General features: G+C 58.8%; 15 protein-coding genes. 10 read left to right on the plus strand and 5 right to left on the minus strand.

The genetic code is table 11. The annotated features are described in order from the left end of the window. Window positions 1-2: 2 nt before the first annotated feature. Together L0H14_RS08965 and L0H14_RS08970 are read right to left on the minus strand one after the other, a co-directional pair. Window positions 3-839 (minus strand): ABC transporter permease subunit, encoded by an 837-nt coding sequence (locus L0H14_RS08965; RefSeq protein ID WP_301421694.1) that lies wholly within the window; start codon window positions 837-839, stop codon window positions 3-5. 9 nt (window positions 840-848) lie between these two features. Then, the gene (locus L0H14_RS08970; protein WP_301418218.1) at window positions 849-1745 is read right to left on the minus strand and encodes an ABC transporter ATP-binding protein; all 897 of its coding nucleotides are present in this window, start codon (window positions 1743-1745) and stop codon (window positions 849-851) included. A 97-nt stretch (window positions 1746-1842) separates the two neighbouring features. Here L0H14_RS08970 and L0H14_RS08975 point away from each other — a divergent pair, with 97 nt between their 5' ends. Further along, window positions 1843-2457: a TetR/AcrR family transcriptional regulator gene (locus L0H14_RS08975; protein ID WP_301418215.1), complete on the plus strand. Its 615-nt coding sequence runs from the start codon at window positions 1843-1845 to the stop codon at window positions 2455-2457. A gap of 57 nt (window positions 2458-2514) precedes the next feature. Continuing rightward, on the plus strand, window positions 2515-3012 hold the full coding sequence (gene rraA / locus L0H14_RS08980) for a ribonuclease E activity regulator RraA (RefSeq protein WP_301418213.1): 498 nt from the start codon (window positions 2515-2517) through the stop codon (window positions 3010-3012). Window positions 3013-3052: 40 nt separating this feature from the next. On the opposite strand, the gene L0H14_RS08985 is transcribed toward rraA, so the two are convergent. Beyond that, window positions 3053-4003: a LysR family transcriptional regulator gene (locus L0H14_RS08985; protein WP_301418211.1), complete on the minus strand. Its 951-nt coding sequence runs from the start codon at window positions 4001-4003 to the stop codon at window positions 3053-3055. Window positions 4004-4205: 202 nt separating this feature from the next. On the opposite strand from L0H14_RS08985, the gene L0H14_RS08990 reads away from it, so the two are divergent. Both L0H14_RS08990 and L0H14_RS08995 read left to right on the plus strand, forming a co-directional pair. Beyond that, window positions 4206-5462: a Glu/Leu/Phe/Val dehydrogenase dimerization domain-containing protein gene (locus L0H14_RS08990; RefSeq protein ID WP_301418209.1), complete on the plus strand. Its 1257-nt coding sequence runs from the start codon at window positions 4206-4208 to the stop codon at window positions 5460-5462. 164 nt (window positions 5463-5626) lie between these two features. After that, entirely contained in the window at window positions 5627-6994 is a 1368-nt protein-coding gene (locus L0H14_RS08995) for an amidase (protein ID WP_301418207.1), read from the plus strand. Between the two features lie 10 nt (window positions 6995-7004). Here L0H14_RS08995 and L0H14_RS09000 read toward each other — a convergent pair whose 3' ends face one another. Next, the gene (locus L0H14_RS09000) at window positions 7005-8246 is read right to left on the minus strand and encodes an aspartate aminotransferase family protein (RefSeq protein WP_301418205.1); all 1242 of its coding nucleotides are present in this window, start codon (window positions 8244-8246) and stop codon (window positions 7005-7007) included. Window positions 8247-8460: 214 nt separating this feature from the next. Here L0H14_RS09000 and L0H14_RS09005 point away from each other — a divergent pair, with 214 nt between their 5' ends. The 6 genes from L0H14_RS09005 (at window position 8461) to L0H14_RS09030 (ending at window position 14387) form a co-directional block, all read left to right on the plus strand. Further along, window positions 8461-10455 carry an aconitate hydratase gene (locus L0H14_RS09005; RefSeq protein WP_301418202.1) on the plus strand — a complete coding sequence of 665 codons (1995 nt, stop codon included), beginning with the start codon at window positions 8461-8463 and terminating at the stop codon, window positions 10453-10455. A 65-nt stretch (window positions 10456-10520) separates the two neighbouring features. Continuing rightward, window positions 10521-10724: a hypothetical protein gene (locus L0H14_RS09010; RefSeq protein WP_301418200.1), complete on the plus strand. Its 204-nt coding sequence runs from the start codon at window positions 10521-10523 to the stop codon at window positions 10722-10724. Window positions 10725-10796: 72 nt separating this feature from the next. Next, a complete protein-coding gene (locus L0H14_RS09015; RefSeq protein ID WP_301418199.1) occupies window positions 10797-11387 on the plus strand; it encodes a Fic family protein in 591 nt (196 codons plus the stop codon). 179 nt (window positions 11388-11566) lie between these two features. Next, window positions 11567-11875, plus strand: coding sequence for a metal-sensitive transcriptional regulator (locus tag L0H14_RS09020; protein ID WP_301418197.1), 309 nt, complete (start codon window positions 11567-11569; stop codon window positions 11873-11875). A 15-nt stretch (window positions 11876-11890) separates the two neighbouring features. Beyond that, a complete protein-coding gene (locus L0H14_RS09025; protein WP_301418195.1) occupies window positions 11891-12106 on the plus strand; it encodes a heavy-metal-associated domain-containing protein in 216 nt (71 codons plus the stop codon). Between the two features lie 31 nt (window positions 12107-12137). Then, entirely contained in the window at window positions 12138-14387 is a 2250-nt protein-coding gene (locus L0H14_RS09030) for a cation-translocating P-type ATPase (protein WP_301421695.1), read from the plus strand. Here L0H14_RS09030 and hutG read toward each other — a convergent pair. After that, the gene (gene hutG / locus L0H14_RS09035; RefSeq protein ID WP_301418191.1) at window positions 14334-15341 is read right to left on the minus strand and encodes a formimidoylglutamase; all 1008 of its coding nucleotides are present in this window, start codon (window positions 15339-15341) and stop codon (window positions 14334-14336) included. The genes L0H14_RS09030 and hutG overlap by 54 nt on opposite strands. Window positions 15342-15356 lie beyond the last annotated feature (15 nt).

Genomic DNA, 15356 nt, shown 5'->3' on the forward strand with positions numbered 1-15356 from the left:
CATCAGGCATCACGGCGTGCAAACCGAGCAAAGCCGAAGCCGATGAACACCACCCACCAGACCAGCAACGAAACCGCGGCCAGCAGCGGCACCAGGTGTGCGGGATCGCCAACTTCCGCCAAACCGAAGATACTGGCTAATGCGGAGCTGGGCAGCAGGGGAAGCAGCAGCTCTTGACCGGCGGACGGCAGCATATTGATTACCGCGGGAATAAACATCACCGCAAGCGTAACGACCACTGCTCCCCCGGTACTGCGAAGCACAAATGCGGCAGCAGCAGCGAGGATCGCATAGAACGGGACCATCAGCAGGCTCCCAAAACTCATGCGCAGCAGCTCGGGCTCCACAAAATTCAGGGCAGGTAATCCTTGTGCGATCAGTACCAGTTGAGCCGACAACAGCGTAACCACGGCCGTCAGCAGTCCGGCGATCATTCCCAGCCCCGCGGTGACGATAAGTTTTGCAGTATATAACTTGAGTCGGTTTGGTGTGGCCACCATCGAAGTGTGGATCATGCCGCTGGCATATTCCGTGGCGACCAGCCAGCCACCCAGAACGATCAGCACGATTGCAGTGGCATCCACACCCAGCAGGGCAGTGCTTGCGACATCCGATGCAGGCAACGCCTCCAGCGGATCTCCCTGCGTCGCCTCGATTGTCACCAGGAACAGCACTGCGGTCAGAGCGGACAGAACGATGGAGATGAGGCCGAGCACTTTAGGGAAGGCCAACGTGCGCAGTTTCAACACTTCCGATGCGACAGTCGCATGAAGACCTGGTTCGGATGTGCTGCTGCGTTCTTGACGCTCTCCCTGAGTCTTATGCTGAATATTTGTCATGATGGTACCTCATTCCGCGGAAGTTTCGGTCTGGGTCATGGTCATAAACGCTGATTCCAGGCTCAGCTGTTCCGGCGTCAGCTCATACAACGGGATGCGGTTTTCTGCCGCGATCTCTCCAATGCGTTCGGCCGACAAACCGGTGACTTTGAAAGTCTCTGGGCCACTGTCCGCTGTCTGCACCGTGGCTCGCTCGGCTTCCAGCAATGTGGTCAGCTGACCAGCGTGTGGTGAGCGCACCTTCACATGTTCCAAGCCCATGGCTAACTCTTCGACATCGATGTCAGTAACGAGCCGCCCTTGGTTGATGACGATTACTCGGTCGGCGATCTGCTGCATCTCCGCCAGCAGATGCGACGAGACGAACACTGTGCGCCCCTGGTCTGCCATCTGGCGTAAGAGGCGTCGCATCCATCGCATACCGGCCGGGTCAAGGCCATTGGAAGGCTCGTCAAGGATCAGCGTGCCCGGATCGCCCAGCAGCGCGGCTGCGATACCCAACCGCTGAGACATCCCCAGCGAGAACCCAGCGACCGGCCGATCCGCTGCTTGGTCTAATTCGACCAACTCAAGTACTTTTGCAACGCGGGAGCCAGAGATTCCTCCTGCTCGAGCCAGCCACCGCAGGTGATCTCGTGCAGTACGGCCCGTGTGCAGGGCGTTGGGATCGATCAACGTGCCGACCTCATACAACGGTGCCCGCACCTGGCGATATGGGCGCCCCGCAATCGTCGCGGTTCCAGAAGTGGGCGTATCGAGTCCGAGGATCATGCGCATCGTGGTGGTCTTTCCCGCACCGTTGGGTCCAAGAAAGCCTATGACCAGCCCCGGTTGAACATCGACCGTGAGGTCGTCAACCGCAATGCTGTCCCCATAGTGTTTCGAAAGATTCTTTATCGAGATCATAGGAAGCCTAACCGCCGTTTATCATTCACTTGCATTATAATATTCAAGTGTGGCATTTTACAATGCACCTGCATGATAATAGTTCTGAGGAGGTTCCATGCCCAAAATCGTTGATCATGATCGACGCCGACGCGAGCTAGCCCAGGCGATCTGGAGCATCATAGCGTTGCGTGGACTCAACGCCGTCACCCTGCGCTCCGTGGCAGCAGAGGCCGGAGTGTCGATGGGCACCGTTCAGCACTACTTCCGCACCAAGGACCAAATGCTCCTGTTCGCATGTCAGCACATGGTGGATCTTGCCCAGGCTGGCGCTTCGTCGCTGCTAGAAAGGTCACAGCACCCGGACGAACCCGAATCGATCATCCGCGCGGTCATGCACCAGACACTTCCTGTCGATGAGCAGCAGCGGTTCGGCAGCGCCGTCTGGTTGGCGTTCGTGGCGCATGCAATAGTCGACGATGAACTAGCCGAAATCATTCGTCACGCCTGGTTAGGGCTGCACGACATACTCACCAATCAGCTGCGCACCGCTCAACAATTCGGCAAGGTATCTGATGACGTGGATGTCGAACGGGAGGCCCTGTCGTTAGCAACGGTGGCCGACGGCCTGGTACAGCACGCGGTGGTCGGCCAGATCTCCGCTGACGACGCGCTTGCAGTCATCGATCACCACCTCAACCGCCTCTTCACCAAACCCTCCTACCGCGCATAGAATGACGTGCGTGAGCACGAGGGAGTCCCCACAAAACTTCCAACAGGAAAGAGCAGCATGACCAACCGTGAAATCTTCTACACCTCAGATATCTACGATGACTTGGAAGAAGAGGTGGCATCACTAGACCTACAGCTGCAAAGCCTAGGTCAGCACCGCCAATTCCACGGACGCATCCGCACCGTGAAATGCCTACACGACAATGGGCTGGTCAAAGCGATTGCTGATGAACCGGGCAACGGCCAGGTGCTCGTGGTCGACGGGGGCGGCAGCCTCCACACCGCACTGATGGGTGGCAACGTGGCCAAAGCGTTCGCCGATAATGGTTGGGCAGGAGTTATCATCCACGGGGCTGTGCGCGATCGTCATGAAATTGAGGAACTCCCCCTGGGCGTCAAAGCGCTGGGCTCCAACCCGCGCAAATCAGCTAAGAACAACATTGGGATCCGCGATATTCCGGTAGCTCTTCACAACGTCGAATTCGTTCCCGGCGCCATGGTCTACGCCGATGAAGACGGCGTCATCGTTGATGCGCGAGACATCCAAGACATCTAGGCACCAAGACCGACGGAACGCAGCCACCGGGCAGCTGCGGCTACCGGTCCTCAACGCTTCCGGCTTCCAGCGGAGGCTCAGTGTCGGCGGCAATACCTTTTTCGGCTGCTGCTGTGCGAACCGCATCAATGACCAGGTCCAGTGCAGAACGTGGGCCGGCTGCACGGCGCCGCGCAATCGACACGGTGCGCATCACAGGCTGGTCCAACGCCACGATACTTACACCCTCGGGAACCGAGTCCAATGCGAGATCGGATACCAGTGATACGCCCAGCCCACCTGCAACCATCGCCAATGCGGTCGACTGTTCTTCGACCGTATGCATGATCTGCGGGTCGAACCCCTGCTGTCGACAGGCGAGCAAGACCGCTTTGCCCAAATGCGAGCGGGAACCAGCCAGGATCCAAGGATGTTCACTCAGGTCGAGCAGCGCCACAGTCGTTCCGGGGATACTTCCGGCTGGAACCGCAGCATAAAGACGTTCCACCGCGATCACTTCGCGAACCAGAGTTGGGTCCCAGACCAGAGGATAATTCATGTAGTCAATGACGAAAGAAAAATCTAATGAACCGTCCATCACAGCTTCGGCTGTTGATTCGGGAGCCAACTCAACGGTACGTACCTCTAGGCCCGGGTACGCCTTGGCTAGCGCGCCCAGTGCCGGGGTGACCAGGCCCGAGGCTACGGAGGCCCACACTCCAGCAGTCAGTCGCGCCGAAACCCCGCCCTGCGCCTGTTCCAGAGCCATCGAGGCACGATCCACCGAGGCCAGAATATCCTCAGCGTGTTCGGCGAGGAGCAGGCCCAGCTCGGTGAGTCGGATACGACGCCCGAAGCGTTCGACTAACACCACTCCGACATCCCGCTCCAATTGGGCCAACTGCTGAGAAATCCCGGACGGACTATAGTGCAGGGCCTCAGCGACTGCGGTCACAGTGCCCCGCCGATGCAGCTCACGTAGCATCCGCAAACGACGCAGTGACAGGTCCATATCAGTCAGTCTAATCCAGCTGCAACGGAACCATGCAGAAACCGTGAAAATCATCATGTAGAAATTGCCACTAGACGCTCTGGCGCACGGTGGCTCACACTGGGGTTACAGGCTACGTGATAACCAAAAGGCCAGAACCTTCTGCATCAGGCCCGCGCCGACGCAAATATCAGGTACTCGGCCAATGGTGGAGGTGAGAACCTTGACGACAATTCCAAACTCTTCACGGTATGAGCGGTATGAAGATCCGCACCTAACGCAGCGGGGGGATCACTCCGATTCTTCCGCCCTGATCGACGGTCCTCCCGTACACGAACAGACGTGGGTGGACCCGGTGACTGGAACACGCGGTTTTCTGGTCATCCACAGCCTCGTAGGCGGACTGGCAACCGGGGGCACCCGCATGCGCGCCGGATGCACACTATCCGAGGTAACAGATCTTGCTCGTCGCATGACGCTGAAAACTGCCGCCTTCGGGCTGCCGGTAGGTGGCGCGAAAGCTGGTTTGGATATCGATCCGCATCATCCTGAGGCCCTTGAGATCCTTCAGCGGTTCTTCACGGCCATGTTGCCGTGGCTCGACAAGCACTGGGTAACCGCCGAGGATATGGGCATCAGCCAAACTGATCTTGACGAGGTACTGCTCAGCCTTGGCCTCAGCAAGTCATACCATGCGGCCCTTCAACTATCCGACGACCCCGACCAGACTCTTCAGCGGGTTCTCAACGGGATGGCCACGCAGGCCCCGGGCGGGCTGCCACTGCGTGATGTGATCGGCGGGTACGGAGTCGCCCAAGCGTGCCTGGGGACCGCAAACGCTCTGGGCTGGAACCTAGCCGATACCACGGTGGCAATCCAAGGCATTGGCACCATGGGCGGCGGTGCCGGGTGGTTCTTGCACGACGCCGGGGCTCCAGTGGTCGCCATCGCCGACGCGGCCGGGACCCTCTACGATCCGGCCGGGCTCGATGTTCCGGCACTGCTGGCACTACGGGACTCCTATGGTGAAATTGACCGCTCCGGAGTGCCGAACCACATACAACGACTGCCCAGTGAAGCAGTGCTATCTCTGCCGTCAGATATTCTGATCCCCGCTGCGTTCTCCTACGCTCTAACCACGGAAGCGGTGCCTCACATTACGGCTCGAACCGTGGTTGAGGCAGCGAACTCCGCCACAACACCGCAAGCCGAGGAGCTGCTGGCGGTGCGAGGCATCCCTGTGATCCCTGACTTCGTCGCCAACGCCGGAGCGGCCGCCTGGACCTGGTGGCTATTGCGGGGGCTGGTGGGAACCGACCCGGACGATTCGTTCCAGCTCCTGAGCAATCAAATGCAGGCCAAGGTCGCATTCATGTTGTCTGAGTGGAGCGAATCTGCGGTGCTCCCCCGGCGAAGCGCATTAAGTTTCGCCAATGCGAACCATCGTGCGCTAGCCAACACACACATGACGATCCCCTAGCTACACGCTACGCGGCGAAGAGCCCGCCGAATCAGCACAATGGCTTGGAGACCTCGATTCATTGACAACATCTTGCTTCGACCCTAGGTTGTCATCAAGCCCTGCTCGTCGAATGCTGCAGGTCCACAGGGTGGGTACCTGAGCACCATGCCCCGGGAGCCGTTATGAACCCTACTGATATGACTGCCACACAGCTGGTCGAAGCCTACACAACCCAAGAATTATCCCCCGTTGAGGCCACGACGGCAGTACTCGACCGCATCGACGAAATTGATGGATCGTTCGGCGCGTACTGCTATGTGGACCGCAATACGGCGCTTGAGCAAGCCAAGGCCTCGGAATCCCGCTGGCACGCAGACCAACCGCAAGGATTGCTCGACGGTGTGCCGGTCTCGATCAAAGACATTTTCCTGACCGCTGGATGGCCAACGCTCCGCGGTTCAGGTGCTGTCGACCCCGATCAACCCTGGACCGTAGACTCCCCGGTGGCGGCACGGTTGCGCTCAGACGGGATGGTGTTTGTCGGCAAGACAACAACACCGGAATTAGCTTGGAAGGCGGTCACCGACAGTCCGCTCAGCGGCATCACCCGAAATCCCATAGATCCACGCCTGACAGCCGGCGGATCCTCAGGTGGTGCCGCAGCAGCCGTTGCGGCCGGGATGGGGCCGTGCGCAGTCGGCACCGACGGCGGTGGGAGTATTCGCATCCCCGCAGCTTTCTGCGGCATCGTGGGATTCAAGCCAACCCACGGCCGAATTCCGATGTTCCCGGCCAGTCCATTCGGTCCGTTGGCCCATGCTGGCCCGATGACCCGCACCGTTGAAGATGCCGCACTGCTGATGGACATCCTCAGCTCGCCGGACTACCGAGATCCCACGTCACAGGCTCCCCCACAAGCTACCTACCGCAGTGCGGTGAACCGTGAAGTCACTGGCATACACGTCGCCTACTCCCCCGATCTGGGCTTCGCATCCGTCGATCCTGAGGTCGCCCAGATCGTTGAAGCTGCCATCAAACGCATTGACAACGCCGGCCTCAACGTCGCTACAGAGGATCCCGGGTTCCCCGATCCACTCGAGGCCTTCGACATACTATGGTCCAGCGGAGCGGCGACTCTACTGGAGAAAATGCCCGGTGCCCGCGACACCGTCGATCCCGGACTCGGACGCCTATGGGACCAGGGCAAACGGCACACAGCCGTAGAGTACCTGCAGGCACGTGACGTCGCTGCACAAGTGGGGATCGCTATGGGCGCCTTCCACGAGCGGCACGACATACTGCTAACACCCACGGTGGGCATCCCTGCCTTCGAAGCGGGCCATGATGTGCCGCCCGGTAGTGGAATGGATCATTGGCCTCAATGGGCAACACTGAGCTATCCGTTCAACCTCACCCAACAACCTGCCATCAGCATTCCGGTTGGTACTACGGCAGCCGGCCTGCCGGTCGGACTACAGATCGTGGGCCCACGTCATGCTGACGACCTCGTGTTAGCAGTCGCCCATTTCGTGGAGCAACTCCTGGCCTAAAGCCTGCCCGTTATACGGTTGCGAGGACCTCAGACCAAATACTCAGCCCCTCATCAATCTCTTCTTTGGTGACCACCAGTGGCGGAATCATCCGTACGACATTCATGTGAGCGCCGCACGTCAGCAGCAATAAACCACGACGACCAGCCTCCTGCTGCGCAGCTTGGGCCCGAGCGGTGTCCGGGGAACCATCCGAAGCAGTGAATTCGCTGCCCACCATCAAACCCAGCCCACGCACGTCACCGATACCGTCCACGGCACGGTCTTTAGCTCCGGCCAGCAATTGGGCACCGCGCTGGGCGGCATTATCGACCAACTGTTCCTCGGCGATCACATCGATGGTGGCGACAGCAGCAGCACAGGACACAGCGTTTGCCCCATAGGTGCCGCCCTGGGAACCAGGCCAAGCTTGGCTCATCAGCTCTTCAGACGCAGCGATCCCCGACAGTGGGAAACCCGAAGCGATGCCCTTTGCGAAGGTAATGACGTCCGGTGTCACCCCGAAGTGCTGGTGGCCGAAGTACTGGCCGGTACGCCCGAACCCAGTTTGGATCTCATCCATCACTAACAAAATGCCGTGTCGGTCTGCCCGCTCGCGCAATCCGGCAAAGAACTGTGTGTTCCCCGGAACATAGCCGCCTTCGCCCAACACCGGTTCAACAACGAAAGCCGCGACTTCTTCGGGCGCTGTGATCGTGGCGAAAAGATAGTCCAACTCCTGCAGCGCAAATTCCGTCGCCTGTTCTTCGCTCCATCCGTAACGGTATGCGGTGGGAAACGGGGCAACATGGACGCCGGGCATCAACGGGGAGAACCCGGCTGAGAATCTAGTCCCGGAAGTCGTCATCGACGCCGTCGCTACGGTTCGACCGTGAAATCCGCCGTGGAAGACGACGACATTGGGGCGCCTTGTGGCCTGGCGGGTGAGACGTAGTGCCGCCTCGACGGCCTCACTTCCAGAATTCGCAAAAAACACTGAATCTAGGTGCGGCGGCAGCACACTGGCTAGACGCTCGGTTAGTTCTAATAAGGGCCGATGCTGCACCGTGGTGTACTGACCGTGAATGAGCGAGCCCACTTGCTGTTGGGCGGCGGCAACTACGCGCGGGTGGCAATGACCGGTGCTGACGACGCCGATGCCCGCCGTGAAGTCGAGGTGCCGTCGGCCCTCAACATCGTAAACGGAGCTACCAAGCGCATGATCGACGGTGACGGGAGTGGCCTGTTTGAGATGCGGTGACAACGATGCCATGAACTACCTCACACTAATCGGGGTTGTCCTGTCGACGGTACCTCTACAACGGCATCCCAACAAGAGCTCGGAGCTCAGTGAGCCACACCGCTGTGAACCACCCTTTGAGAGAATTCCCGGCTCATTGCTAGCTTTCCTCTGCAAGGATCGTTAACGTAAAAGTAGAAGTCTGAACCCGCAGCCGCGGAAGTACGACATGGAGGCGAGCTTTATCATGGCACAAAACGTTGCACAAAAACTCATTAACTCCCATTTGGTGAGCGGGACCGCTGAACCAGGCCACGAGATCGGCCTGTCCATTGACCAGACCCTCACCCAGGATGCCACCGGCACGATGGTCATGCTCGAATTGGAAGCACTTGGTTTAGACCGGGTCGAAACCGACCTGTCGGTCCAATACGTGGATCACAACTTACTGCAAACTGACGAGAAGAACCCCGAAGACCACCACTTTCTACAATCTGCTGCCCAACGTTATGGGCTCTGGTTTTCCAAACCGGGTAACGGCGTATCGCATCCGGTGCATCAGGCCCGATTCGGGCGGCCCGGAACAACGATGATCGGCTCCGATTCGCACACGTGTGCCGCCGGCGCGATCGGCATGCTGGCGATCGGTGTGGGTGGACTAGAAATCGCCATGGCCATGGCCGGCGATCCACTCTACGTCCAGATGCCCGAGGTCTGGGGCGTGGAACTGACCGGCAAACTGCCCGACTGGGTATCCGCTAAAGACGTGATCTTGGAGATGCTGCGCCGCCACGGTGTCAAAGGTGGCGCCGGACGCATCATCGAATATCACGGCGAGGGCTTGAAACACTTGACGGCGATGGACCGGCACGTGATCGCCAACATGGGCGCAGAACTCGGTGCGACCACCAGTGTCTTCCCCGCTGATGAAGCAATTCAAGAATTCTTCACAGCAGTGGGCCGCCCCGATGACTTCACAGAACTCCTAGCGGATGAGGGCGCAACCTACGACCTCGAAGAACACATCGATCTCTCCACAGTCGAACCGCTGATCGCTATGCCGTCGTCACCAGGAAACGTCGTTCCGGTACGCGAAGCAGCCGGCGAAGACGTATTCCAGGTAGTCGTCGGCTCCTCGGCAAACCCCGGGCTGCGAGACTTCGCCGTCGTCGCCGAAATTCTCAAAGGTCAGCAGTCACACGACCAAGTATCGCTTGATATCAACCCCAGCTCGCGTGAGATTCTGATGGATCTCACCAAAGGTGGCTGGACGTTCGACCTGATTGGCTCCGGGGCACGGATTCACCAGTCCGGCTGTATGGGCTGTATCGGGATGGGCCAGGCTCCTGCGGTGGGACGAAACAGCTTGCGCACCATGCCGCGAAACTTCCCCGGCCGTTCGGGTACCGACGAAGACGCTGTCTGGTTGTGTTCACCAGAGACCGCCGCAGCTGCCGCATTGACCGGCAAAATCACCGATCCTCGCGATCTGGAAATGGACTACCCGCAGGTTCAGCTGCCAGAAACCTACACCGTGAACACGGATATGCTCCTCCCACCCCTGCCGGAGACTGAAGCCCGCGAGGTCGAACTCGTCAAGGGCACCAACATCAAATCTCTCCCCGAGTTCGACAAACTCCCCGACGACATCGATGTACCGGTGCTACTCCGGGTGGGCGACGACGTCTCGACCGACGAAATTATGCCGGCCGGTTCTCGCGTACTGCCATATCGCAGTAACATCCCGAAGATCGCAGAGTTCACCTACATCCAAGTGGATGAAACCTACGCGACGCGAGCCCTGGACTTCCCTGGTGGTCATTCAATCGTGGGTGGTGACAACTACGGCCAGGGGTCCTCCCGAGAGCACGCCGTGATCGCACCGCGGCATCTGGGACTGCGCGTGGTCATCGCCAAATCGTTTGCACGAATCCACTGGCAAAACCTCGCGAACTTCGGTGTTCTGCCATTGGAGTTTGCGCATCCCGAGGACTACGACCGCATCGGACGTGATGATGTCATCGAACTGTCCGGACTGCGCGATGCACTACAGCAGGGTAATACCGTGACCGCAGAGCTGGAAGGCGAGCCGCTCGAGTTGCGGCATCGACTATCGGACCGTCAGGTTGAGATGGTCTTAGCAGGCGGTCGAATCCCACAACGCGCAGCACAGGGCACCGGGTCCGAGTCTGATACTGCGGAACCACACGAAGACATCAAACCAGCACAACCAGAAGGCTAATCGATCATTCCCGCGTCTACTTCGACGCTCACTGGTAAAATGATGCTGAGTTCAGGGAGGTAAGCATGGCAGAACCAATCAGACATAGTGAGCACGTTACTGAGGCGGAAGCAGCCGCCATGATGTCCTTTGCAACTGGTGCACTGGGTGCAGCTGGACACGAGGTGACTGACCCATATCTGAACGAGCTTGCTTGGCAAAACGCTCGCGGTGAGATCTCCGGAGACGAGGCTCGCGAGCTGGGTCGCAAATATATCATCGGGCCTTGAGACCACCAGAACGTGAGTCATCAAGAACCCATTTTTCGTTCCTGGGATGATTATTTTATCCCAGGAACGTCCGTGCTACGGAATAAGTTCACGGGGCCAGGGAAACCCTTTGGCGAACCAAATCCAGCGCGCCTGAAACAGCTTGAGGAATACTTCACCTTAATACGTCTCGGCGAGCTACAGAGAAACCCTCTCTCTGGCCACTTCGACTACGACCATATGAAAGCTATACATCATCACATTTTCCAAGATGTATACGAGTGGGCCGGACAAGAACGTACAGCACCAACATCCGGTCCGATGACGAAAGACGGCTTTGCTTACTACCCTGCCGGACCACAGCTCACAGACGCAGCAGAAGCCGAATACGCCAAAATAGCAGCAGCAAACTATCTACGCGACTACCAACGCGATGAATTTTTGGCTGAACTTGCGGAACGATGGGGCGAACTTAATGTTGTGCATAGCTTTCGTGAGGGCAACACGCGAGCGCAGTTTGTGTTCTTTTCCGCACTGACCAAACTCGCGGGCTATCAACTCGACACCGATGCATTCCAGATTGGAAATCGCCTGCGCAATGCATTCGTGGAAACCCGATTTCATAGTCAGACCACCGGTAGCAACACCAAGTTAGCAGCCGTACTACACGAAGCTATCTCGTGAAGCAGCCTCCCTCCCACTAACACGCATCTCTCGTTGCGATGCCAATTTACAGTCCAACGCACATCGCGAATTGCATACCCCCTATGGGTATTTTCTCCGCCGACCATTTTTACTTGACACATACCCCCTGGGGGTATAAAACTAGAGGTAGTCGAACACATTGGAGCTAGGTGGCAATCATGACTACAACGCAAGACAACCCCGGTCCGCACGGCTACTCTTCAGCCAAAGATGACTATGTGAAACGCCTTGCGCGCATCGACGGCCAGGTGCGCGGCATCAAACGAATGGTCGAAGAAGACACCTACTGTATCGATCTGCTCACACAGATTTCTGCGGTCAACAAAGCCATGCACTCACTGAGTCTTGGTTTGGTGACCGACCACATGAATCACTGCGTCACCGAGGCCGTCGCCTCGGGCGACGAAGAAGTGATCACCGAAAAAGTTCAAGAAGTGTCGACCACCATCGGTCGCCTCCTACGTTAAGGAAGAGATATCCCCATGGCACAGACCACCCTGAAACTTGAAGGCCTCACCTGCCAAGGCTGCGTTGGCTCAGTCACGACTCAACTCCAGTCGCTACCGGGCGTCACCGACGTCGATATTGACTTAGTCAACGACGGCGTCTCAACGGCCACCGTAACTTCTAACCCCACGCCTTCAGCACAGCAACTCTCCGACGCAGTCGCCGAAGCCGGCTACACCGTCGTCGAATAACACGCGCCCCTCAACCTTTCAAAGGATTTTCATGTCACCCGAAACGACCGACACTCGTGAAGTGGAGCTGGACATTTCCGGCATGTCCTGTGCCTCGTGCGTGGGTCGGGTGGAGCGTCAACTCGAAAAACTCGACGGCGTTGAAGCCTCGGTCAACCTGCCACTGAACCAGGCGTACCTCAAGGTGCCTGCGGGACTAGAAGACCGCATACTCATCGATGCCGTATCGAAGGCCGGTTACGATGCCATCCTTCACGATGACGCACCCGACCAGCCAGTCAGCAGTGACTCTGACGATGAGATCGACGAGCCCAAGATCGATGACGCTCCGGGCGTTGCTGAACTGAAGCCGCGGCTGATCTGGTCGGCCATCCTCACCATCCCGCTGTTCTTCATTTCCATGTTCACCGTCTTCCAGTTCCCACACTGGGGCTGGGTCGCCATGGCACTGTCGTTCCCCATTACATTCTGGGGCGGCTGGCCTTTCCACCGCGGAGCCGTCAAAGCAGCCCGCCACGGTGCTTCGACCATGGATACCCTGGTATCCATCGGTGTGACCGCCGCGTGGGTGTATTCCACCGTTGAGTTACTGCTGAACCCAACCATGACGCTGGCGGCCGGTAGCCACGACCACACGTTGTACTACGAAACCGCCGGTGTGGTCACCACCTTCCTGCTACTCGGTCGGTACCTCGAAGCTCGTGCCAAGAACCGGGCCGGCGAGGCCCTGCGCTCGCTATTGAACCTGGCAGCAAATACTGCAACGGTGCTGCGGGATGGTCAAGAAGTGACCATTAATGCATCGGAGCTGGCCGTGGGTGACGAGTTCGTTGTTCGTCCGGGTGAGAAGATCGCCACCGATGGTTTCGTTGTCTCAGGACACTCGGCCATCGACACCTCGCTGATTACCGGTGAATCCGTTCCGATGGAGGTGTCCAAAGACGACACCGTGACCGGTGCGACCATCAACACCTCCGGTCGGCTCGTGGTGCGGGCAACCCGCACCGGCTCAGACACCACGCTGGCCCAGATGGGCAAGCTGGTGTCCCGAGCGCAAGCCGAAAAGGCCCCGATCGCCCGGTTGGCCGACCGTATCTCGGCGGTTTTTGTGCCCATCGTGTTGGTCATCGCGCTGATCACGCTGGTCGTTTGGTTGCTGTTCGGAGATCCAGCCACAGCATTCCGTGCAGCCGTCACCGTACTGATCATTGCGTGCCCGTGTGCCCTGGGCTTGGCCACTCCGATCGGCCTGTTAGCCGGGACCGGACGAGCCTCACAGATGGGCATCTTGATCAGTGGCCCACAGGTGCTGGAAGATTCCCGCGGCGTCGACACCGTTGTACTGGATAAAACCGGTACCGTCACGGAAGGTCAGATGGCTGTATCCGATGTCATCGCGTTTGACGATCGCCCCTCCGATGACGTTCTGATTGCTGCCGCAGCCGTTGAGCTGGGTTCCGAACACCCGATCGCTGCCGCGATTGTCGAGGCCGGCACAGCCGTTGCCGAACTCCCTGAGGTCTCTGAGTTCATGTCGACCGCCGGTGGCGGCGTCATCGGAACCGTGGACTTCGCAGGACGCCAGCAGCGTGTTGCCGCCGGTCGGTCAACGTTCATTATCGAGCACACCGGTGCACTGACGCCGGAACAAGAGCAGGCGCTCGCCGATGCTGAAGCTGCCGGTGCGACCGCAGTGTGGGTTGCCATTGATGGTCAACTTGCCGGGATCGTCTCGCTGCAAGATCAGATTAAGGACACCTCGGCCCAGGCCATTGCTGACCTCAAAGACATGGGCATTACCCCGATGCTGCTGACCGGTGACAACGAATCGGTGGCCCGCCAGGTTGCAGCCGAGGTCGGCATTGCCCCGGATGATGTCTTTGCCGGTGTTCGACCAGAGGACAAGGTCGATATGGTCAAGGAACTCCAAGCAGCCGGTAAGACCGTTGCGATGGCCGGAGACGGCGTCAATGATGCCCCTGCGCTGGCACAGGCAGATCTTGGCATCGCCATGGCCTCGGGTACCGATGTTGCCCGTGAAGCAGCCGATATCACCGTGATGGGTTCATCGTTGCCCCAGGTGTCGCAGTCCCTACAGTTGTCGCGCAAAACACTAGGAATCATTCGGACCAACCTGTTCTGGGCGTTTGCCTACAACACGGCCGGTATCCCGATCGCAGCGTTCGGGTTACTCAATCCGATGTTTGCCGGTGCTGCTATGGCCGCGTCATCGGTACTGGTTGTACTCAACTCCCTGCGCCTGACCCGCTTCGGGCGCTGACCGAGCTGACTGGCCAGTATTGAAGTTTCGACCCCGTTCGGCGGTGGTGAGACGGTCTACAAAACGGGCCGCCACCGCCGCCGTTCTGTTTTCTTGGTCCACACTTGGGTTCAGTTCGGCAATATCAGCGTGCACCAACTTGCCCGAAGCAGCCACATGATCAATCACCGCTGAAACCAACGGCAACGGCACACCGTAGGACGCCGGAGCACTCACACCGGGAGCTGTTGCAGCGGGCAATACGTCTAAGTCAATGGTCAGGTACACAATATCGACCTGTTCCAGCAGCTGGGCAACAGCGCCGCCGGCCTCGCCCGGATACGTCACCCAACGGTCGTCGGTTACCCAACCAATCCCGGTATCACGTGCCCGGTTGAACAGATCCGGGGTATTCGATGGCTCGGCGATTCCCAGCGCGAGGACGACCGGCTGCTGACCTGCCTGCTGTTCCGCCGCCATAATCTGGGCAAAACCAGTACCCGAAGTTGCTTGGTCTCCGGGACGATTATCGAAATGGGCATCCAGATTGATGATGCCAAGCTTCGCAGTCGGAAAAGCCGCTCGGACCCCCTGGTACGAGGCCCATGTGATTTCGTGGCCGCCACCGATACCCACGGTGAGTTTGTGCTGTTGCAGCAGCTGGCTCAGAGCCTGACCGTAGCGTTGCTGAGCACCTTCCAGGTCCCCGTCCGAAACGACGGCGTCCCCGCCATCAAACAGGGCGATCTCGTGATGCACAGCCATCGACCCCAGGGCGGCACGGATTGCCGCTGGTCCCTCGGCTGCACCCACACCACCTTGATTCCGGATCACCCCTTCGTCTGACACGAACCCAAGCAGGGCAAAGCCCTGTTCGGTGTTATCGACCGGTTTAACTGTGGAGTGCCAGCGGGCATGTTCGGGCCCGGAACCATCTGTGCGGCCGGTCCATGTGGGGAAAGCAAATTCAGTCATGACTTCTAGCCTAGA

The sequence above is a fragment of the Yaniella sp. genome, assembly GCF_030453185.1.
In the GTDB taxonomy this organism is placed as follows: domain Bacteria; phylum Actinomycetota; class Actinomycetes; order Actinomycetales; family Micrococcaceae; genus Yaniella.

Excerpts from the sequence above, each read along its gene's own strand:
- L0H14_RS08965 (WP_301421694.1), bottom strand. The coding sequence starts at position 839 with ATGACAAATATTCAGCATAAGACTCAGGGAGAGCGTCAAGAACGCAGC.
- L0H14_RS08970 (WP_301418218.1), bottom strand. The coding sequence starts at position 1,745 with ATGATCTCGATAAAGAATCTTTCGAAACACTATGGGGACAGCATTGCG.
- L0H14_RS08975 (WP_301418215.1), top strand. The coding sequence starts at position 1,843 with ATGCCCAAAATCGTTGATCATGATCGACGCCGACGCGAGCTAGCCCAG.
- rraA (WP_301418213.1), top strand. The coding sequence starts at position 2,515 with ATGACCAACCGTGAAATCTTCTACACCTCAGATATCTACGATGACTTG.
- L0H14_RS08985 (WP_301418211.1), bottom strand. The coding sequence starts at position 4,003 with ATGGACCTGTCACTGCGTCGTTTGCGGATGCTACGTGAGCTGCATCGG.
- L0H14_RS08995 (WP_301418207.1), top strand. The coding sequence starts at position 5,627 with ATGAACCCTACTGATATGACTGCCACACAGCTGGTCGAAGCCTACACA.
- L0H14_RS09000 (WP_301418205.1), bottom strand. The coding sequence starts at position 8,246 with ATGGCATCGTTGTCACCGCATCTCAAACAGGCCACTCCCGTCACCGTC.
- L0H14_RS09005 (WP_301418202.1), top strand. The coding sequence starts at position 8,461 with ATGGCACAAAACGTTGCACAAAAACTCATTAACTCCCATTTGGTGAGC.
- L0H14_RS09010 (WP_301418200.1), top strand. The coding sequence starts at position 10,521 with ATGGCAGAACCAATCAGACATAGTGAGCACGTTACTGAGGCGGAAGCA.
- L0H14_RS09020 (WP_301418197.1), top strand. The coding sequence starts at position 11,567 with ATGACTACAACGCAAGACAACCCCGGTCCGCACGGCTACTCTTCAGCC.
- L0H14_RS09025 (WP_301418195.1), top strand. The coding sequence starts at position 11,891 with ATGGCACAGACCACCCTGAAACTTGAAGGCCTCACCTGCCAAGGCTGC.
- L0H14_RS09030 (WP_301421695.1), top strand. The coding sequence starts at position 12,138 with ATGTCACCCGAAACGACCGACACTCGTGAAGTGGAGCTGGACATTTCC.
- hutG (WP_301418191.1), bottom strand. The coding sequence starts at position 15,341 with ATGACTGAATTTGCTTTCCCCACATGGACCGGCCGCACAGATGGTTCC.